The 17,802-nt window shown below is 66.2% G+C and carries 16 protein-coding genes, 1 tRNA gene and 2 pseudogenes; 13 read left to right on the top strand and 6 right to left on the bottom strand.

Going from position 1 to position 17,802, the window contains the following annotated elements; all coding sequences use genetic code 11:
* Positions 1–55 precede the first annotated feature (55 nt).
* Entirely contained in the window at positions 56–1,438 is a 1,383-nt protein-coding gene (locus tag G6N50_RS19830; RefSeq protein ID WP_083095128.1) for an acyl-CoA dehydrogenase family protein, read from the top strand.
* Positions 1,439–1,707: 269 nt separating this feature from the next.
* Positions 1,708–2,037 (top strand): GNAT family N-acetyltransferase, encoded by a 330-nt coding sequence (locus G6N50_RS19825; RefSeq protein WP_083095127.1) that lies wholly within the window; start codon positions 1,708–1,710, stop codon positions 2,035–2,037.
* Positions 2,038–2,166: 129 nt separating this feature from the next.
* Here G6N50_RS19825 and G6N50_RS19820 read toward each other — a convergent pair.
* Both G6N50_RS19820 and G6N50_RS19815 read right to left on the bottom strand, forming a co-directional pair.
* Positions 2,167–2,730: pseudogene (locus tag G6N50_RS19820) on the bottom strand (putative alpha/beta hydrolase); the annotation flags it as partial.
* Positions 2,731–2,878: 148 nt separating this feature from the next.
* A pseudogene (locus G6N50_RS19815) lies at positions 2,879–3,091 on the bottom strand (acetyltransferase); the annotation flags it as partial.
* Positions 3,092–3,239: 148 nt separating this feature from the next.
* Between G6N50_RS19815 and G6N50_RS19810 the strand changes: the two are divergent.
* Positions 3,240–3,743 carry a DinB family protein gene (locus tag G6N50_RS19810; protein ID WP_083095126.1) on the top strand — a complete coding sequence of 168 codons (504 nt, stop codon included), beginning with the start codon at positions 3,240–3,242 and terminating at the stop codon, positions 3,741–3,743.
* A gap of 276 nt (positions 3,744–4,019) precedes the next feature.
* Here the strand turns inward: G6N50_RS19810 and G6N50_RS19805 are convergent.
* Positions 4,020–4,102, bottom strand: a tRNA-Leu gene (locus G6N50_RS19805).
* A gap of 251 nt (positions 4,103–4,353) precedes the next feature.
* Between G6N50_RS19805 and G6N50_RS19800 the strand changes: the two genes are divergently transcribed.
* The 7 genes from G6N50_RS19800 to pknB all read left to right on the top strand — a co-directional run bounded on the left by G6N50_RS19800 (position 4,354) and on the right by pknB (position 14,173).
* The gene (locus G6N50_RS19800; RefSeq protein WP_083095124.1) at positions 4,354–5,985 is read left to right on the top strand and encodes a DUF3662 and FHA domain-containing protein; all 1,632 of its coding nucleotides are present in this window, start codon (positions 4,354–4,356) and stop codon (positions 5,983–5,985) included.
* A 124-nt stretch (positions 5,986–6,109) separates the two neighbouring features.
* Positions 6,110–6,577 (top strand): FHA domain-containing protein FhaB/FipA, encoded by a 468-nt coding sequence (locus G6N50_RS19795; protein WP_007771646.1) that lies wholly within the window; start codon positions 6,110–6,112, stop codon positions 6,575–6,577.
* 52 nt (positions 6,578–6,629) lie between these two features.
* On the top strand, positions 6,630–8,132 hold the full coding sequence (locus tag G6N50_RS19790) for a PP2C family protein-serine/threonine phosphatase (RefSeq protein ID WP_083095184.1): 1,503 nt from the start codon (positions 6,630–6,632) through the stop codon (positions 8,130–8,132).
* Complete coding sequence (locus G6N50_RS19785; RefSeq protein WP_083095123.1) at positions 8,129–9,538, top strand: FtsW/RodA/SpoVE family cell cycle protein; 1,410 nt, start codon at positions 8,129–8,131, stop codon at positions 9,536–9,538. The genes G6N50_RS19790 and G6N50_RS19785 overlap by 4 nt, the downstream gene beginning before the upstream one ends.
* Positions 9,535–11,013, top strand: a complete 1,479-nt coding sequence (gene pbpA, locus G6N50_RS19780; RefSeq protein ID WP_083095122.1) for a D,D-transpeptidase PbpA — start codon at positions 9,535–9,537, stop codon at positions 11,011–11,013. Before G6N50_RS19785 ends, pbpA begins: the two co-directional genes overlap by 4 nt.
* The gene (locus tag G6N50_RS19775) at positions 11,010–12,296 is read left to right on the top strand and encodes a serine/threonine-protein kinase (protein WP_083095121.1); all 1,287 of its coding nucleotides are present in this window, start codon (positions 11,010–11,012) and stop codon (positions 12,294–12,296) included. The genes pbpA and G6N50_RS19775 overlap by 4 nt, the downstream gene beginning before the upstream one ends.
* On the top strand, positions 12,293–14,173 hold the full coding sequence (gene pknB / locus G6N50_RS19770) for a Stk1 family PASTA domain-containing Ser/Thr kinase (protein ID WP_083095120.1): 1,881 nt from the start codon (positions 12,293–12,295) through the stop codon (positions 14,171–14,173). Before G6N50_RS19775 ends, pknB begins: the two co-directional genes overlap by 4 nt.
* Here pknB and G6N50_RS19765 read toward each other — a convergent pair.
* Positions 14,151–14,837, bottom strand: coding sequence for an aminodeoxychorismate/anthranilate synthase component II (locus tag G6N50_RS19765; RefSeq protein ID WP_083095119.1), 687 nt, complete (start codon positions 14,835–14,837; stop codon positions 14,151–14,153). The genes pknB and G6N50_RS19765 overlap by 23 nt on opposite strands.
* A gap of 48 nt (positions 14,838–14,885) precedes the next feature.
* Positions 14,886–15,629, bottom strand: a complete 744-nt coding sequence (locus G6N50_RS19760; protein WP_083095118.1) for a DUF881 domain-containing protein — start codon at positions 15,627–15,629, stop codon at positions 14,886–14,888.
* Between the two features lie 129 nt (positions 15,630–15,758).
* Here G6N50_RS19760 and crgA point away from each other — a divergent pair, with 129 nt between their 5' ends.
* On the top strand, positions 15,759–16,040 hold the full coding sequence (gene crgA, locus G6N50_RS19755) for a cell division protein CrgA (RefSeq protein WP_003872098.1): 282 nt from the start codon (positions 15,759–15,761) through the stop codon (positions 16,038–16,040).
* 155 nt (positions 16,041–16,195) lie between these two features.
* Entirely contained in the window at positions 16,196–16,615 is a 420-nt protein-coding gene (locus tag G6N50_RS19750; RefSeq protein WP_083095183.1) for a PH domain-containing protein, read from the top strand.
* Positions 16,616–16,645: 30 nt separating this feature from the next.
* Here the strand turns inward: G6N50_RS19750 and G6N50_RS19745 are convergent, their stop codons facing one another.
* Positions 16,646–17,194 carry a peptidylprolyl isomerase gene (locus tag G6N50_RS19745; RefSeq protein WP_083095117.1) on the bottom strand — a complete coding sequence of 183 codons (549 nt, stop codon included), beginning with the start codon at positions 17,192–17,194 and terminating at the stop codon, positions 16,646–16,648.
* 171 nt (positions 17,195–17,365) lie between these two features.
* On the opposite strand from G6N50_RS19745, the gene cwsA reads away from it, so the two are divergent.
* Complete coding sequence (gene cwsA, locus G6N50_RS19740; RefSeq protein ID WP_083095116.1) at positions 17,366–17,800, top strand: cell wall synthesis protein CwsA; 435 nt, start codon at positions 17,366–17,368, stop codon at positions 17,798–17,800.
* The last annotated feature ends 2 nt before the right edge of the window (positions 17,801–17,802 follow it).

Here is a 17,802-nt window from a genome sequence, read left to right as displayed (position 1 = left end):
GTCAACGGGGTAGTCGGGGTCGGCAAGACCAGTCTGTCGACCTAGAGGCGCACCCATGACGTTCGACCTGACCCCGACGGCAGCACAACACGACCTGGCCCGGCGCACGCACGAGTTCGCCGAATCCGTAGTACGCCCAGTAGCTCTCGACTACGACCAGCGACAGGAATTCCCGTGGGCCGTGCTGGAGGAGGCGGCCCAGCGCGGTTTCTACAGCCCGCTGTTCTACCGCGATCTGATCGGTGATCCGACAGGCATCTCGCTACCGATGTTTATGGAGGAGCTGTTCTGGGGTTGCGCCGGGATCGGCTTGGCCATCGTCATGCCGGCGCTGGCACTGTCGGCGATCGGCCAGGCCGCTTCGCCGGAGCAGATGCTGGAGTGGGCGCCCGAATGTTTCGGCACGCCAGGGGATCTCAAGCTCGCCGCCCTGGCCATCTCCGAGCCGGAGGGCGGCAGCGACGTGCGTAACCTGCGTACCCACGCGCGCCGCGACGGTGACGACTGGATCATCGACGGCCACAAGATGTGGATCGGCAACGGCGGCATCGCCAACGTGCACGTGGTCAACGCTGTGGTCGACGAGGAGCTTGGCCATCGCGGTCAGGCGCTGTTCGTGGTGCCGGGCGGTACCCCCGGGCTCAAGCTGGTGCGGAAACTGGACAAGCTTGGCTGTCGGGCGTCTCATACGGCCGAGTTGCTCTTCGAAGGTGTGCGCGTTCCGGGCGCCAATCTGCTTGGCGGACAGGAAAAGCTGGAACATAAATTGGCCAAGGCCAGGGAAGTCGTGGCGGGCGGGAAGCGGTCCGGCTCAGCAACATTGGGGACCTTCGAGCAGACTCGACCCATGGTCGCCGCCCAGGCCATCGGCATCGCGCGCGCCGCGCTCGAGTATGCGACGGCGTACGCCACCGAGCGCGAGGCCTTCGGCGGACCCATCATCGACAACCAGGGCATCGCCTTTCCGTTGGCGGAACTGGCCACCCAGATCGACGCCGCGCGGCTGCTCACCTGGCGCGCGTCGTGGATGGCGGCCAACAATGTTCCCTTCGAACGCGGCGAGGGCTCGATGTCGAAGATGGCCGCCAGCGAAGTCGCGGTCAAGGCCACCGAGCGCGCTATCCAGACCATGGGTGGCTGGGGTTACATCACCGATCATCCGGTGGAGAAATGGTATCGGGATGCCAAGCTGTACACCATCTTTGAGGGAACCAGCGAGATCCAACGGATGGTCATCTCCAACGCGCTGGGTGCCGCGGTCGGCACACCGCCGCTGCATGTCGTGCTCGAGCCGTCCGGGGGAGCCCTGAACCGGGTGTTCGGGCGGGGCACCCCGCTGCGATCGCGGGTTGCCGACACCGCCCTGTCGATGCAAGATCGCGTGCCCGAGCCCGTCATGCGGCTGGCCATGAAGGTGCTGCGGCCCCCACGCAAGTAGGTGCGCCGGGTACCGTCGCTGTTGACGGCGCCGCATGAGGGCCCGGCGACGAAGGGTAGACGATGAGCAACCTTGAAGTCGCGCCGGCCGAAGTTGCCTGCGCCGCTTCACAACAGCTGGACGCCTACAGCTCACCGAGAAAGACCCGCGCCTTCGCGCCGGATACGGGACTTCGCCCATTACACGCCCGCGCCCCTGGTTGCCCGCCCCACCGTTGCCGACCGCTCGGCTGCGACTACGACCCACACCGCAAAGAAAGGGAAGCACAGATGACAACCGATAAGACCGGCGCGGAAGCCACGGTCAGCCTTCAGGACGGGAAGTACACGATTTCTGTCGACGGTAAGACGGTTGGGCTGGCAGATTTCGCCGACCGCGGCGATCAGCGCGTCTTCTACCACACCGAAATCGATCCGGCGTTTGGCGGACGAGGGCTTGCGACCATCCTCGTCGAGGAGGCGCTCAACGAGGCGCGGGATGAGGGCAAGCGCATTGTCCCGGTGTGCTCGATGATCGGCACGGTGCTCAAGAAGCATCCCGAATTCGACGACATCACCGACCCGGTCACTCCGGAGATCTCGAGGTGGGTGCGCTCTTAGCACTATTTACGTTCCGATTTCGAATGAGACTTCACGGGTGACACACTGGTCAGCAATCAATGTTTTATTGACGGGAAGGCCAAGCTGCCGATCGACCGCAGCGGATTTCGGACACTAGCATTTGACAAAGAGGCCGTCGGCGTAGCCGTTGCGAATTGCTTGCAGTGCGGTGAGCACAGCCTTCGTGTCGCGAAGGGCATCGTCTTCACAAGTGTTGATGAAGGCATGTACCGCGTCTTTGTCCGCCGCGCTGAGGCTCTTGTCGTTGTTCAAAAGATTGACGGCCTGGACGACCGAGTCGGAGATGCTCTTCAGCTGCGCATCCAAGGTGGCGGTCCGCGCTGCGCCCGCCTTTTGTGCGTCGGCCAACGCCGTGGCGATGTTCTCGAGGTCCGCCCCGTTTTTGGGTAGCTGCAGTGACTGCGCTCCCAAAGACTTCACCACCCGCTGCACTTCTTCGGAGTCATTCATCGGATGGCCGCCATCCTGGTGATTCCAGGCGGCTTCGAAGCGGGTGCGGGCTTGCTGGAAGGCATTCTCGGACTCCGCGGTGCATCGGCCCGCGCGATGAAAGGCACCGGCTAGATTGGAAATCTGCAGTGGGCTGCCGGCCTGCAAGCTTGCATTGATCGCCCAGGGGTCGCCGCCGGCTTCGGCGACCAGCGCCTTCTCATCTATATGGGGAAGTCCCATGACACCGTCGAAGTCTCACCGGCGCTACGCATCTCACCGCGGATAGCTTGACATGTGTTCGCACCGGAAAGGCGTATGACGCGATGTGCATTTCCAACCCTCCTGAGTTGCCCATATGGGTACTAATGCGGACGCACCGGTCAATTCACTACGCATTGTGTGCGTGTTCGGGCGTCGGCCGCTCCAGCGCGTAAAGCGCCGTCCGGCGATTCGGCAGGCTGTGTTCGCCGCGGAATTCGCAACGCAGGAACTCGCAGGGCCGACGGACGGTGGTGTTGCGGTGGTCGGGATCGAGCATAATCCGTTGGCACACGGGGTCGATGGCCAGAACGCTGGCAACGACCGGCCGAAGCATGAGAGGATCGGGTGGTTGCGGCCTGCTCGCATCCCTGTGATCCGCGACCACGCCCGGCCTAGTTATCAACGGCCACAGCAACTTCCGAAGCCGCGGTGTTGACCTCGCCCGGCTAGCCATTTCACCTGATGCCCAGGCAGCGGTCTAAAATGATATTCCGGTGACAGACTCCTGCGCGGGATGTGGGTTCACCTATGACCTACGGCGAGCCGCATCGGCCGGCGACGACATCTGCGCCGGGGCCGCCGAAGTCGTTGCGTTCCTGTGCAATAACGACGTCGATGTGCGACGCCGTGCACGACCCGAAGTGTGGTCGCCGCTGGAATACGCCTGCCATCTGCGCGATGTGCTTCTCGTACAGCGCGAACGGGTGCTCGCTGCCCGGCGGGTCAATGGCGCCGACTGCGCCTCCATGGGTCGCGACGAACGCGCCGAGCACGACGGATACAACGAGCAGGACCCGACCCGGGTCGCTCGCCAGCTCACCGACGCCGCGACGCTGTTCAGCAATGCGTTGGTCCGGCTCTCAGCCAGCGACTGGGACCGCACGGTGGTCTATCACTACCCCGAGACCGGCCCGCGGTCGTTGCGCTGGGTCGCGGTACACACCGCACACGAAATGCAGCACCATCTTGGCGACATTCGGCGCCAACTGTGAGCCGACTTTTGCCTACCGCGCTCCCGGTAGTCGTAGTGATACCAGCCGTCGTGATCGATGTAGATGTTGCGGTCATCATTCTTCAACACGACGCCAACCTCGATTGGCCGCGCGTTCAGCATCGCGGCGAGGCGATTGACATCAGCCTGCAATCGGGCCGTCTTGTCCTCGACCTTGGCGCCCGGCTCTACGTCGTCAGCGCTCCGCCGCTCCGCCCACCAGACACGAAAGTCACGACCTCTATCGAGGCCGTGACTTTCGTAGAACCGCTCAGTGTGGGCGAAGGGGGACTTGAACCCCCACGTCCCGAAGGACACTGGCACCTGAAGCCAGCGCGTCTGCCATTCCGCCACTCGCCCGGAAAAACGACCGATGGACCATATCACTCTAATGGCCCGATTCCCGAACCGCCGCAGCGGGCCCGGAAGCCGTCTACCGGGTGCCCCCGTCGGTCGGCATGGCTCTGAGCTGGGACGATCCGGTTCTCACGATTTCGAAAGTGCCGCGGCGACACGATGTCCCGATACCATGCGGGAGTGATCCAGTCCGAGGTGATTCGTTTGCCGTCCAGCGGCAATACCTCATGGCAAGTGCATGCGAACGGTAGGACATGAGTAGCCAACGGGGGCTGGTCGCGCGGATCGAGCGCAAACTCGAGGCGACGGTAGACAATGCCTTCGCGCGGGTATTCGGTGGATCGATTGTTCCGCAAGAGGTCGAAGCCCTGTTGTGCCGCGAAGCGCGTGACGGAGTCCAGAAGCTCCACGGAAACCGCCTTTTGGCCCCCAACGAATACATCATTACCCTCGGTATGCACGACTTCGAGAAGGTGGGCACCGATCCGGATCTCACGTCGAGCGCTTTCGCGAGGTACTTGGCTGACTACATCCACGAACAGGGGTGGCAAACGTATGGTGAGGTGGTCGTTCGGTTCGAGCAGTCGTCGAACCTGCACACCGGCCAGTACCGCGCCCGTGGTGCTGTCAACCCCGATGTCCAGCCCCGCCCGACGGTCGACGACCCCGTCCGGCCACAATCAAATAATGCGTTCGGCGAAGAACGAGGAGTAGCACCAATGACTGACAATTCTGGCTACCGCGGGGCTCAGGGGCCGGGTCGATCCGGCGACGAATACTACGACGACCGCTATGGGCGCCCGCAGGACGACGCGCGCGGTGGCCCGGACCCGCAGGGGACACCCGAGCAGCGGGGTGGCTATCCACCCGAGCAGGGCGGCTACCCCCCTCAGCAGGGCTACCCGCCACCCCGGCATCCGGAGCAGGGCGGCTACCCCGAGCAGGGCGGCTACCCCCCACAGCAGGGCTACCCCGAACAGGGTGGCTACCCGGACCAGCGGGGTTACCCCGAACAACAGGGTCAGGGCGGCTACCCCCCACAGCAGGGCTACCCAGACCAGCGCGGCTATCCCGAGCAGGGACAGGGCGGCCACCCGCAGTCGTACGAACAGCGACCGCCCGCACCCGGAGGCTACGGCGGCCAGGGCTACGAGCAGGGCTACCGCCAAGGTGGCGGCTACGGCCCGCCCGGCGGTCAGCAGGGCGGCGGTCAACAGGGCTACGGCGGCTACGGCGATTACGGTCGCGGTCCGGCCCGCCAGGACGAAGGCGGTTACGCCCCGCCGGAGCAGCGTCCCGGATACCCCGAGCAAGGCGGCGGGTACGACCAGGGCTACCAGCAGGGCGGCGGTTACGGCCGCCAGGACTACGGCTCCTCCGAGTACACCCAGTACTCGGAGCACGCGCAGGGCGGCACGTACGGCGGTCAAGCCGGCGGCTACCCCGAGGCCGCCAGCCCCGAGTACGAGTACGGCCAGCAGGCGGACTACGGCCAGCAAGCGGATTACGGTCAGCAGGCCGACTACGGCCAGCCCGCCGACTACGCCCAGCAGGCGGGTGGCTACGGCGGCTACGGCCAGGGTGGCTACGGTGCCGGCGGCACCACGATCACCCTGCAGCTCGACGACGGCAGCGGCCGCACCTACCAGCTGCGTGAGGGCTCCAACATCGTGGGCCGCGGCCAAGACGCCCAGTTCCGGTTGCCCGACACCGGCGTGTCACGCCGCCATCTCGAGATCCGCTGGGACGGGCAGGTCGCGCTGCTGTCGGATCTGAACTCGACCAACGGCACTACGGTGAACAACGCACCGATCCAGGAGTGGCAGCTGGCCGACGGCGACGTGATCCGCTTGGGCCACTCGGAGATCATCGTCCGGATCCACTAAGCCACTGGGCTTAACGCTGCCGTGCTTCGCCCCGTGTCGACCGCCGTCCAAGTATCGTGACGTAGCCGATGTGCTCGGAGTCACGGGCACCAGAGATGCGACGCTAGGACGGAAAGGACGCCAGATGCAGGGACTGGTACTGCAGCTGACGCGCGCCGGATTTTTAATGCTGCTGTGGGTATTCATCTGGTCCGTGCTGCGAATCCTTCGGACCGACATCTACGCGCCCACCGGTGCTGTCATGGTGCGACGCGGGTTGGCGTTGCGCAGCACGCTGCTGCCCTCACGGCAGCGCCGGCACGCGGCCCGCTATCTGGTGGTCACCGAAGGCGCGCTGGCCGGCGGCCGTATCACCCTGAGCGGGCAGCCGGTGTTGATCGGACGGGCTGACGACTCCACGCTGGTGCTCACCGACGACTACGCCTCGACGCGGCACGCCCGGCTGTCTCAGCGGGGCTCGGAGTGGTACGTCGAGGATCTAGGATCGACCAACGGCACTTACCTTGACAGGGCGAAGGTGACGACTGCGGTACGAGTTCCAATCGGAACGCCGATTCGAATCGGCAAAACGGCGATCGAGCTGCGCCCGTGACCCGCGCCTACGACGATGATGCCGGCACAGCCGGGATCGAGGAGTGGCGCCCGTGACGCTGGTCCTGCGGTATGCCGCGCGGAGTGATCGCGGCCTGGTACGCGCCAATAACGAAGATTCTGTCTATGCCGGTGCACGGTTGCTCGCGCTGGCCGACGGCATGGGCGGTCACGCGGCGGGCGAGGTGGCGTCCCAGCTGGTGATCGCCGCGCTGGCCCACCTCGACGACGACGAGCCGGGCGGCGACCTGCTGGCCAAGCTCGACAACGCGGTGCGCTCCGGCAACGCGGCCATCGCCGCACAGGTCGAAGCCGAACCCGAGCTCGAGGGGATGGGCACCACTCTCACCGCGATCTTGTTCGCCGGCGACCGCATCGGCATGGTGCATATCGGCGACTCGCGTGGCTACCTGCTGCGCGACGGTGAGCTGAGCCAGATCACCAAGGACGACACGTTTGTGCAGACCCTGGTCGACGAAGGCCGGATCACCCGGGAAGAGGCGCACAGCCATCCGCAGCGATCGTTGATCATGCGCGCCCTCACCGGTCACGAGGTCGAGCCGACGTTGACCATGCGCGAGGCGCGCGCCGGTGACCGCTACCTACTGTGTTCCGACGGACTATCGGACCCGGTGAGCGACGAGACCATCCTCGAGGCCCTGCAGATCCCCGACGTCTCCGAGGCTGCCTACCGTCTCATCGAGTTGGCGCTGCGGGGCGGCGGCCCGGACAACGTGACGGTCGTTGTCGCCGACGTGGTCGACTACGACTACGGGCAGACCCAGCCGATTCTCGCCGGCGCAGTGTCGGGCGACGAGGATCAGATGACCCTGCCCAACACTTCCGCCGGGCGCGCTTCGGCGATCCGGCCTCGCGATGAGTCCGCCAAACGTGTTGCGCCGCAACCGGAGACACCGAATCGGCCGCGCTGGTCGCGCCGGAAGATGTTCATCGCCGTCGCGCTGGCGGTGCTGTTGGTGTTCGCGGGCCTCACCGTCGGATGGTGGGTGATCCAGCGGAACTACTACGTCGCGGAATACAGCGGCAGGATCTCGATCGTCCGGGGAATTCAGGGCACCCTGCTGGGCGTCCCGTTGCAGCAGCCGTATCTGGTGGGCTGTCTGAACACACGCAACGAGCTATCCCTGATCAGCTACGAGCAATCCGGTGGCCACGCCAATTGCCAGCCGATGACGCTGCCAGACCTGCGCCGCCCCGGACAAGTCCAAGTCCAAACGGGACTGCCGGGCGGCAGCCTGGACCAGGCCGAATCGCAGCTGCGGCAACTGCTGGCCGAATATCTGCTGCCGATCTGTCCGTCCCCGCGGGCCACGTCTCCGCCCGGCTCACCGGGCACCCGCAGCGGAACACCAGAATCCGGCACCACAGCATCGCCAGCACCACCGACCACCTCGAGCGCCAGCCCCCCACCGAGTACGAGCGCCAACGGCCCCGCGAACTCTGCGCCGGCAGGTCCCACGACCACCTCGCAGACAGTGACCGCGCTTCCCGGGCCGCCACTTCAACCGGGCATCGATTGCCGGCCCGTGGCATGACGACACAGCTTCAGCCGCCGGTCGCGGTCACGCCCCCGTTGCCTACCCGGCGCAATGCCGAGTTGTTGCTTCTGGGCTTCGCCTCGCTGATCACCGTCGCCGCGCTGCTGATAGTCGAAGCCAACCAGGAGCGCGAGCTGCACTGGACCGCGATCAGCTACGGACTGGTGTTTCTCATCGTCTTCGGATCGGCGCACATGGCCATCAGGCGCTTCGCGCCGTATACCGATCCGCTGCTGTTGCCGATCGTGGCCTTGCTCAACGGCCTTGGCCTGGTGATGATTCACCGGCTCGATCTGGTCACCAATCAACTAAGCGGCCGCCACCACCCCAGCGCAACCCAGCAGATGCTGTGGACCCTGATCGGCGTGGTGACCTTCTCCCTGGTGGTCACGTTCCTGAAGGACCATCGGCAGCTGGCCCGCTACGGCTACATCTGCGGGCTGGTCGGTCTTATCTTCCTGGTGATTCCGGCCCTGTTGCCCGCATCGCTGTCCGAACAAAACGGCGCCAAGATCTGGATTCGCTTCCCCGGCTTCTCAATTCAGCCCGCCGAGTTCTCGAAGATTCTGCTGCTGATCTTTTTCTCCGCGGTGCTCATTGCCAAGCGGGGCCTGTTCACCAGCGTCGGCAAGCATTTCATGGGTTTGACCCTGCCGCGTCCCCGCGACCTCGCCCCCCTGCTGGCGGCGTGGGTGATCTCGGTCGGCGTGATGGCCTTCGAAAAGGACCTTGGCACTTCGCTGTTGCTGTACACGTCGTTTCTGGTGGTGGTCTATCTCGCCACCCAGCGCTTCAGTTGGGTGGGGATAGGCTTGGTGCTGTTCGGCGCGGGAAGCGTTGTCGCGTATTACATTTTCGCCCACGTTCGGGTGCGGGTGCAGATGTGGTGGGACCCGTTCTCCGACCCCGACGGCAGCGGCTACCAGATTGTCCAGTCGCTCTTCAGCTTTGCCACCGGCGGGATCTTCGGCACCGGCCTCGGTAACGGTCAGCCCGACACCGTGCCGGCCGCCTCGACCGACTTCATCATCGCCGCGTTCGGTGAAGAGCTGGGGTTGGTGGGGCTGGCCAGCATCTTGATGCTCTACACCATCGTCATCGTGCGCGGGCTGCGCACGGCGATCGCCACCCGCGACAGTTTCGGCAAGCTGCTGGCCGCCGGTCTGGCGTCGACGCTGGCCCTCCAGCTGTTCATCGTGGTCGGCGGCGTGACCCAGCTGATTCCGCTGACCGGGCTGACCACCCCGTGGATGTCCTACGGCGGCTCGTCCTTGCTGGCGAACTATGTGCTGCTGGCCATCCTGGCGCGCATTTCGCACAGCGCCCGTCGTCCCCTGCGCGGCCGCGCCCGCACAAAGCCGTCGATCGCGGCGGCCGGCACCGAGGTGATCGAGAAAGTATGAACGCCTCCCTGCGCCGGATCTCGGTGACCGTGATGGCGTTGATCGTGTTGCTGTTGATCAACGCCACGATGACGCAGGTCTTCGCCGCCGACTCGCTGCGTGCCGACCCCCGCAATCAGCGGGTGCTGCTCGATGAGTATTCCCGCCAGCGCGGCCAGATCGTGGCCGGCGGCCAGTTGATGGCCTATTCGGCCGCCACCGACAACCGCTACCGCTTCCTGCGGGTCTACCCGAACCCCGCGGAGTACGCGCCGATCACCGGGTTCTATTCGCTGCGCTATTCCAGCACCGGTCTGGAACGCGCCGAGGATCCGCTGTTGAACGGCTCCGACGAGCGGCTGTTCGGACGCAGGCTGGCCGACTTCTTCACCGGTCGCGACCCGCGCGGCGCGAACGTCGACACCACGATCAAGCCACGAGTCCAGCGGGCCGCCTGGGACGCGATGCAACAGGGTTGCGGCGGTCCGCCGTGCAAGGGCGCCGTCGTTGCCCTCGAGCCGTCGACCGGGAAAATCCTGGCGATGGTGTCGTCGCCGTCCTATGACCCCAACCTGCTCTCGTCGCACGACCCCGAAGTTCAGGCGCAAGCGTGGCAGCGGCTGCGCGACGACCCCAACAATCCGCTGACCAACCGTGCCATCTCGGAGACCTATCCGCCCGGATCCACATTCAAGGTGATCACCACCGCGGCCGCACTGCAGTCCGGTGCCTCCGACACCCAGCAGCTGACCGCCGCCCCCTCCATTCCGCTACCCAACAGCACCGCAACCCTGGAGAACTACGGTGGGGAGTCGTGTGGAAACGCGCCGACGGTGTCTTTGCAGCAGGCCTTCGCCCTGTCCTGCAACACCGCATTCGTCCAGCTCGGGATCCTCACCGGGTCCGACGCGTTGCGCAACATGGCGCAGTCGTTCGGGCTGGACAGCACGCCCAGTGTCATCCCGCTGCAGGTTGCGGAGTCAACCGTGGGGATCATCCCGGATGCGGCGGCGCTGGGGATGTCCAGCATCGGCCAGAAGGATGTCGCTTTGACGCCCTTGCAGAACGCCGAGATCGCCGCGACCATCGCGAACGGCGGGGTGACGATGCAGCCCTACCTGGTCGACAGCCTCAAGGGTCCCGACCTGACCACCATCAGCACCACAGCACCTTATGAGCAGCGTCGCGCCGTGTCACCGCAGGTCGCCGCTAAGCTAACAGAGCTGATGGTCGGCGCCGAGAAGGTCGCACAGCAGAAAGGGGCCATTCCCGGCGTGCAGATCGCATCTAAGACTGGTACCGCAGAGCATGGCAGCGATCCGCGGCACACCCCGCCGCACGCGTGGTACATCGCTTTCGCGCCCGCACAGACCCCGAAGGTCGCTGTGGCGGTGTTGGTGGAGAATGGCGCCGACCGCCTGTCCGCGACGGGGGGTGCACTCGCCGCGCCGATCGGACGGGCTGTGATCGAGGCCGCGCTACAGGGAGGACCATGAGCCCGCGAGTTGGTGTGACGCTGTCTGGCAGGTACCGCCTTCAGCGCCTGATCGCCACCGGCGGCATGGGTCAGGTGTGGGAGGCGGTAGACAGCCGGCTGGGCCGACGCGTCGCGGTCAAGGTACTCAAGCAGGAGTTCTCCCAGGACCCGGAGTTCATTGAGCGGTTCCGCGCCGAAGCGCGTACCACCGCCATGCTCAACCACCCCGGGATCGCGGCCGTCCATGACTACGGCGAAAGCCAGCTGGACGGGGAAGGCCGGACCGCCTATCTGGTGATGGAGCTGGTCAACGGTGAGCCGTTGAACTCGGTGCTCAAGCGCACCGGCCGGCTGTCGCTGCGCCACGCACTGGACATGCTCGAGCAGACCGGCCGCGCTCTGCAGGTCGCGCACGCCGCCGGTCTGGTGCACCGCGACGTCAAGCCGGGCAACATCTTGATCACTCCGACCGGCCAGGTGAAGATCACCGACTTCGGTATCGCCAAGGCCGTCGACGCCGCCCCGGTGACCCAGACCGGGATGGTGATGGGCACCGCCCAGTACATCGCGCCCGAACAGGCCCTGGGTCACGACGCCACCCCGTCCAGCGACGTGTACTCGCTGGGAGTGGTTGGCTATGAGGTTGTTTCGGGCAAGCGGCCCTTCACCGGTGATGGCGCCCTTACGGTGGCGATGAAGCACATCAAGGAACCGCCGCCGCCGCTGCCCGCGGAGTTGCCGCCCAACGTGCGCGAACTCATCGAGATCACGCTGGTGAAGAACCCCGCGATGCGGTACCGCAGCGGGGGACCGTTCGCCGACGCGGTGGCCGCGGTGCGGGCCGGACGCCGTCCGCCGCGGCCCAGCGCGACGCCGCCTGCCGGCCGGGCCTCGCCGGCTGCCATCCCGTCCAGCCCGACCACCCGAGCCGCCGCGGTGTCCCCGAGCCGCAACGCCGCGCCGCGCCGGTCGCGGCCGGCCACCGGCGGCCACCGCCCGCCCCCGGCCCGACGGACCTTCTCCTCGGGTCAGCGGGCGTTGTTGTGGGCGGCCGGGGTGCTCGGGGCGCTGGCGATCATCATCGCGGTGCTGATCGTCATCAACTCGAAGGCGGACCAGCAGCAACAACCACCGACGGTGACCGACACCGGGACCCCGCCCGCCTCGGCGCCGCCGCCGCCGAGCAAGACACCGAGCGGTTCTGGGGCTCGGCTCGACATGCGGCTTAATTGGCCGGATGACGGGACAATAGGGACTTCTGGCTTCCGCAACGTGCCAGCCCGACACGGAACACCGCAATGAGCACGCCGCAGCACCTGTCCGACCGCTATGAACTGGGCGAGATCCTCGGCTTCGGGGGTATGTCCGAGGTTCATCTGGCCCGTGACGTCCGTTTGCATCGGGACGTCGCGGTCAAGGTGCTGCGCGCGGATCTGGCCCGCGATCCGAGCTTCTACCTCCGCTTCCGGCGCGAAGCGCAAAACGCGGCCGCGCTGAATCACCCGTCCATCGTCGCCGTCTACGACACCGGCGAGGCCGAGACGCCGACCGGGCCGCTGCCCTACATCGTGATGGAGTACGTCGACGGCGTCACCCTGCGCGACATCGTGCACACCGATGGCCCGCTGCCGCCGCGCCGGGCCATCGAGATCATCGCCGACGCGTGCCAGGCGCTGAACTTCAGCCACCAGAACGGCATCATCCATCGCGACGTCAAGCCGGCCAACATCATGATCAGCACCACCAACGCGGTCAAGGTGATGGACTTCGGCATCGCCCGCGCGATCGCCGACAGCGGCAACAGCGTCACCCAGACCGCGGCGGTGATCGGGACCGCACAGTATCTCTCCCCCGAGCAGGCCCGCGGGGACGCCGTCGACGCGCGTTCCGACGTGTACTCACTTGGCTGCGTTCTCTATGAAGTCCTCACGGGCGAACCACCTTTCACCGGTGACTCGCCGGTCGCCGTTGCCTACCAACATGTTCGGGAAGACCCGGTCCCGCCGTCGCAGCGGCACGAAGGGATCTCCGCGGACCTCGACGCCGTCGTGCTCAAGGCGCTGGCGAAGAATCCCGACAACCGCTATCAGACCGCGGCGGAGATGCGGACCGATCTGATTCGGGTGCACAACGGCGAGAAGCCCGAAGCGCCCAAGGTGCTCACCGACGCCGACCGGAGCTCGCTGCTTTCGTCCGGCACGGGCGGCGCCGGCCCGTCACGGACCGATCCGCTACCGCGGCAGGTTCTCGCCGACGCGGGCGAGGACCGCAGCGTCGGTTCGGTCGGCCGCTGGATCGTCGCGGTGGCCGCGCTGGCCGTCCTGACCATCGTTGTTGTCATCGCTTTCAACACGTTCGGCGGCGGCGCCCGCGACGTGCAGGTGCCCGACGTGCGCGGGCAGGTGTCCGCCGACGCCATCGCCGCGCTGCAGAATCGCGGGTTCAAGACCCGGACCCTGCAAAAGCCGGATTCGACGATCCCGCCCGACCACGTCATTGCTACCGACCCGGGCGCCAACGCGTCGGTCAACGCGGGCGACGAGATCACCATCAACGTCTCCACCGGGCCCGAACAGCGCGAGGTGCCCGACGTGTCCTCGCTGAGCTACTCCGACGCGGTCACCAAGCTCAAGGCCGCGGGTTTCAGCAAATTCAAGCAGGCCAATTCGCCCTCGACCCCGGAGCTGCTGGGCAAGGTCATCGGGACCAACCCGCCGGCCAACCAGACGTCGGCGATCACCAACGTCGTCACCCTCATCGTCGGCTCCGGGCCGGAGACCAAGCAGGTTCCCGACATCGCCGGCCAGACCGTCGACATCGCGCAGAAGAACCTGACCGTTTACGGCTTCAGCAAGATCACCCAGGCGCAGGTGGACAGTCCGCGCCCGGCTGGTGAGGTGATCGGCACCAATCCGCCCAAGGGACAGATGGTTCCGGTGGACTCGGTGATCGAGCTGCAGGTGTCCAAGGGCAATCAGTTCGTCATGCCCGACCTGTCCGGCATGTTCTGGACCGACGCCGAACCCCGGCTACGCGCGCTGGGCTGGACGGGGATCCTGGACAAGGGCGCCGACGTCGACGCCGGTGGCTCCCAGTCCCATCGGGTGGTGTATCAGAACCCGCCGGCCGGGACCGGGGTCAATCGTGACGGCATCATCACGCTGAAGTTCGGTCAGTAGCCGTCGGGTCGGCCGGGAAATACGGTCGCACCGCGGCGTGCACGTCATTCTCCAGCCGGCGCACCAACGTGTCGTTGCGTTCCCACCCGCAATCGGCGAGCCAGTTCGCCAGCATGCGGTGGCCGCCCTCGGTGAGGATCGACTCCGGATGGAACTGAACACCGTGAATCGGCAATCCGGTGTGCCGCACGCCCATGATCACGCCGCTTTGGGTGCGAGCCGTGACCTCCAGCACCGGCGGCAGCGACTCGGGCAGGATGGTAAGCGAATGGTAGCGAGTCGCCGTAAAAGGATCCGGAAGTCCTTGCAGCACACCAACATTGGTGTGGTAGACGCTGCTGGTCTTGCCGTGCAACAGTTCGGGGGCACGGTCGACGGTCGCGCCGAATGCGACGCCGATGGCCTGGTGTCCCAGGCAGACCCCGAGCAGCGGAGTGCGCTCGGCGGCACACGCCTTGACCATCCCGATCGACGCGCCGGCGCGCTCCGGGGTGCCCGGCCCCGGGCTGAGCAGCACCCCGTCGAACTGACGGGCGACGGCCGCGTCGTCGGACAGCCGCGTGTCGTCGTTGCGCCAGACTTCGGCGTCCACACCCAGCTGACCGAGGTACTGCACCAGGTTGAACACGAAGCTGTCGTAATTGTCGACGACCAGGATCCGCACCGTGTCAGGTTACCGCCCGCCGCCGCTCGCGCCGCCGGTCAGTAGGAGTCAGTAGTTCACCGGGCCATTGGGCTGCGCAAAGTGCAGCCGATCGGGCTCGAAATGACCCACCACCTGCACGTCCGACTTGACGTCTTCTGCGTAACCGAGGCCGAAGCGGACCACGTACTGCTTGTACAGGATCACCAGGGGAGCGGCGGCGAGGGCGGCTTGCATGGCCGCGGCGTTGCCGATCGCGGTGATCGTGTACGGCGGGCTGTAGGTGCGCCCGTTGAGCAGCAGGGTGTTGCCGACGCAGCGCGGCACCGACGTCGCGATGATGCGCTGGTCCTGCATCTGGACCGCCTCGGCGCCGGCGCTCCACAGCGCGTTGAGCACCGCCTGGATGTCTTGCTGGTGCACCACCAGATCGTCCGGAGACGCGTCGCGCGGGAAGCGGCCGTTGGCGTCGCGCTGGGCGTCCGCGAGGGTGACGACCAGGCCCGGGCCGTGCACCGGGCCCATCCCCGCTTCGCCGGCGAGCTCGCTGGTGCGTCGCAGCATCGCCGTGAGCGCCGCATCCGACGAACGGCCGTGCGCGGCGTCGATCTGGTGCGCCAGATCCTCGCGCTGGGCGCTGAGACGGTTCACCGATGACTGGGTCTCGCGGACCAGGTCCACCAGCCGCGGGGCGTCACTGCGGCGGATTTCGGTGCCACCGGAGACGCCGTGGGTCGCGGCGAGCAGCAGCCCGGCCAGCAGACACACGACCGGGACGCCCAGGCGCCACGGCGACCGGCGCGTCTGGATCATCGAGTCTCCATTTCCTGGTCACCGTCCCAGGTGAGTTAGTCTCGTAGCCGAGCAATGGGTGCAGCTGCAGTGTTCATCGTTGCACCCCGTCCCGCTCGTCGTGTCGTTGAGGTAATTCGCGAGGTAATCATGCCCAAGTCCAAGGTCCGCAAGAAGAACGACTTCACCGTCAGCGCGGTCAGCCGCACCCCGGTGAAGGTCAAGGTCGGGCCGTCGAGCGTATGGTTCGTCGCGCTGTTCATCGGTCTCATGCTGATCGGCCTCGTCTGGCTGATGGTGTTCCAGTTGGCCGCAGTCGGAAGCCAGGCGCCGACCGCCCTCAACTGGATGGCGCAATTGGGACCGTGGAACTACGCAATCGCGTTCGCCTTCATGATCACCGGTTTGTTGCTCACGATGCGGTGGCACTGAGCAGGACACTCCGCATAATGAATTCATTTTCGGCCCGATTTGCCCCTGCCTCAGCAACTTTCCGACCACCCAATCACACGCATGTGATTTATCCCCACTGTTGATAGCTGATGTGGATAACTGCATAGGCCGTGGTGGGAGGGGCTAAAGGCCGCATGCAGCAAACACAATGGGAGCCGCACACGGCGGGAATCGCTGGTTGTGGAGCTGCGGGCGTTCTGATGGCTATCGCGGCTGTGACCGTGATCACAGACCCGCCGGGGCGCATCCTGGCGGGAGTTGCCGCAGCAGGTCTGATCTTGTTTGCCGGCGTGTCGTGGCACGCGCGTCCCAAGCTGGCAATCACGCCCGACGGCCTGATGCTCCGCGGCTGGTTCCGGACGCAGTTATTGCAGCACGCCGACATCAAGATCATCCGCATCATCGAGTTCCGGCGTTACGGCCGGAAGGTGCGGTTACTCGAGATCGAGACCGCGGACGACGACTTGGTGCTGTTCTCCCGCTGGGACCTCGGGACGGACCCGCTGGAGGTGCTCGACGCGCTCACGGCAGCTGGCTACGCGAGCCGTCAGTAGGCCTGATGTCCCGCGGCTTACCGCCCGGACTTAAGAGATCGTGATCGACTCGATGACGACGGGCTCGGTGGGACGGTCATTGCCGTCGGTCGCTGTCGTGGAGATCGCCTCGACCACCTGCTGCGACTCCGGGTCGATCACCTCACCGAAGATCGTGTGACGCCGGTTGAGGTGCGGGGTTTGACCGACCGTGATGAAGAACTGCGAGCCGTTGGTACCCGGGCCCGCGTTCGCCATCGCCAGCAGATAGGGCTTGTCGAATTGCAGTTCGGGATGGAACTCGTCGGCGAATTTGTACCCCGGGCCGCCACGACCGGTTCCGGTCGGGTCGCCACCCTGGATCATGAAGCCCCGGATCACCCGGTGAAAGACCGCGCCGTCGTAGAAGGGGCCGGAGGAGCCTCCCGATGCGTTCTGCGTCGAGTACTCCTTGGTGCCCTGCGCCAGGCCGACGAAGTTGGCGACGGTCTTGGGCGCGTGGTTACCGAATAGCGCGACCTTGATGTTGCCGCGGTTGGTGTGGAGCGTGGCGGTAGCAGTCTGAAAGGGGCTGTTGGTCACGGCATGAGAGTCTGCCACTACGCACGGGCGTGCCCGCACCCGGTGTCACCCAATCCGAACGGCCGCCGAAAACCCGGGGCACGCACACCGCGCACCCCGACGTCCCTATGCTGACAGTCTGTTCAGATACCGGACTCGTGATGGGCCGGCTTCTCGACAGGGTCCAGCAGCGGGACAGAAAGGCGACAGATGAGCGCAAAGACGGAATCCCGGCTGACCCCGCGGCAGCGACTGACCCGCGGCCTGACCTATTCGGCACAGGGACCGGTGGATGTCACCCGGGGAGTGGTCGGCCTGGGTGTTCAGTCCGCGCAATCGACCGCGTCGCAGTTGCGCAGCCGGTACGAGGAGGGGCGCCTGGCCCGGGACCTCGCCGCGGCCCAGGAAACACTGGCCCAGGAGCTGGCCGCCGCCCAAGAGGTGCTCACCAGCCTGCCCCAGGCGCTGCAGGACGCGCGGCGCGCGCAGCGGCGCGGCAAGCGCCCCTTCGTCATCGCGGGAGTCGCCGTCGCGGTCCTCGCCGGTGGCGCCGTCGCGTTCAGCATCACCCGGCGATCCGTGCGGGCGAAGCCTCAAGAGCCTCAGTCGCGGCCGCCGAGCGTGGACGTGCAACCGCGCCCCTGAGC

Source organism: Mycobacterium mantenii, assembly GCF_010731775.1.
GTDB lineage: Bacteria > Actinomycetota > Actinomycetes > Mycobacteriales > Mycobacteriaceae > Mycobacterium > Mycobacterium mantenii.
The sequence above is the reverse complement of the archived record's forward strand: the minus strand, read 5'-3'. Positions and strand labels throughout refer to the sequence as shown.

Coding starts and splice junctions, on each gene's coding strand:
- G6N50_RS19830 (WP_083095128.1), top strand. CDS start 56: ATGACGTTCGACCTGACCCCGACGGCAGCACAACACGACCTGGCCCGG.
- G6N50_RS19825 (WP_083095127.1), top strand. CDS start 1,708: ATGACAACCGATAAGACCGGCGCGGAAGCCACGGTCAGCCTTCAGGAC.
- G6N50_RS19800 (WP_083095124.1), top strand. CDS start 4,354: ATGAGTAGCCAACGGGGGCTGGTCGCGCGGATCGAGCGCAAACTCGAG.
- G6N50_RS19795 (WP_007771646.1), top strand. CDS start 6,110: ATGCAGGGACTGGTACTGCAGCTGACGCGCGCCGGATTTTTAATGCTG.
- G6N50_RS19785 (WP_083095123.1), top strand. CDS start 8,129: ATGACGACACAGCTTCAGCCGCCGGTCGCGGTCACGCCCCCGTTGCCT.
- pbpA (WP_083095122.1), top strand. CDS start 9,535: ATGAACGCCTCCCTGCGCCGGATCTCGGTGACCGTGATGGCGTTGATC.
- G6N50_RS19775 (WP_083095121.1), top strand. CDS start 11,010: ATGAGCCCGCGAGTTGGTGTGACGCTGTCTGGCAGGTACCGCCTTCAG.
- pknB (WP_083095120.1), top strand. CDS start 12,293: ATGAGCACGCCGCAGCACCTGTCCGACCGCTATGAACTGGGCGAGATC.
- G6N50_RS19760 (WP_083095118.1), bottom strand. CDS start 15,629: ATGATCCAGACGCGCCGGTCGCCGTGGCGCCTGGGCGTCCCGGTCGTG.
- crgA (WP_003872098.1), top strand. CDS start 15,759: ATGCCCAAGTCCAAGGTCCGCAAGAAGAACGACTTCACCGTCAGCGCG.
- G6N50_RS19750 (WP_083095183.1), top strand. CDS start 16,196: ATGCAGCAAACACAATGGGAGCCGCACACGGCGGGAATCGCTGGTTGT.
- cwsA (WP_083095116.1), top strand. CDS start 17,366: ATGAGCGCAAAGACGGAATCCCGGCTGACCCCGCGGCAGCGACTGACC.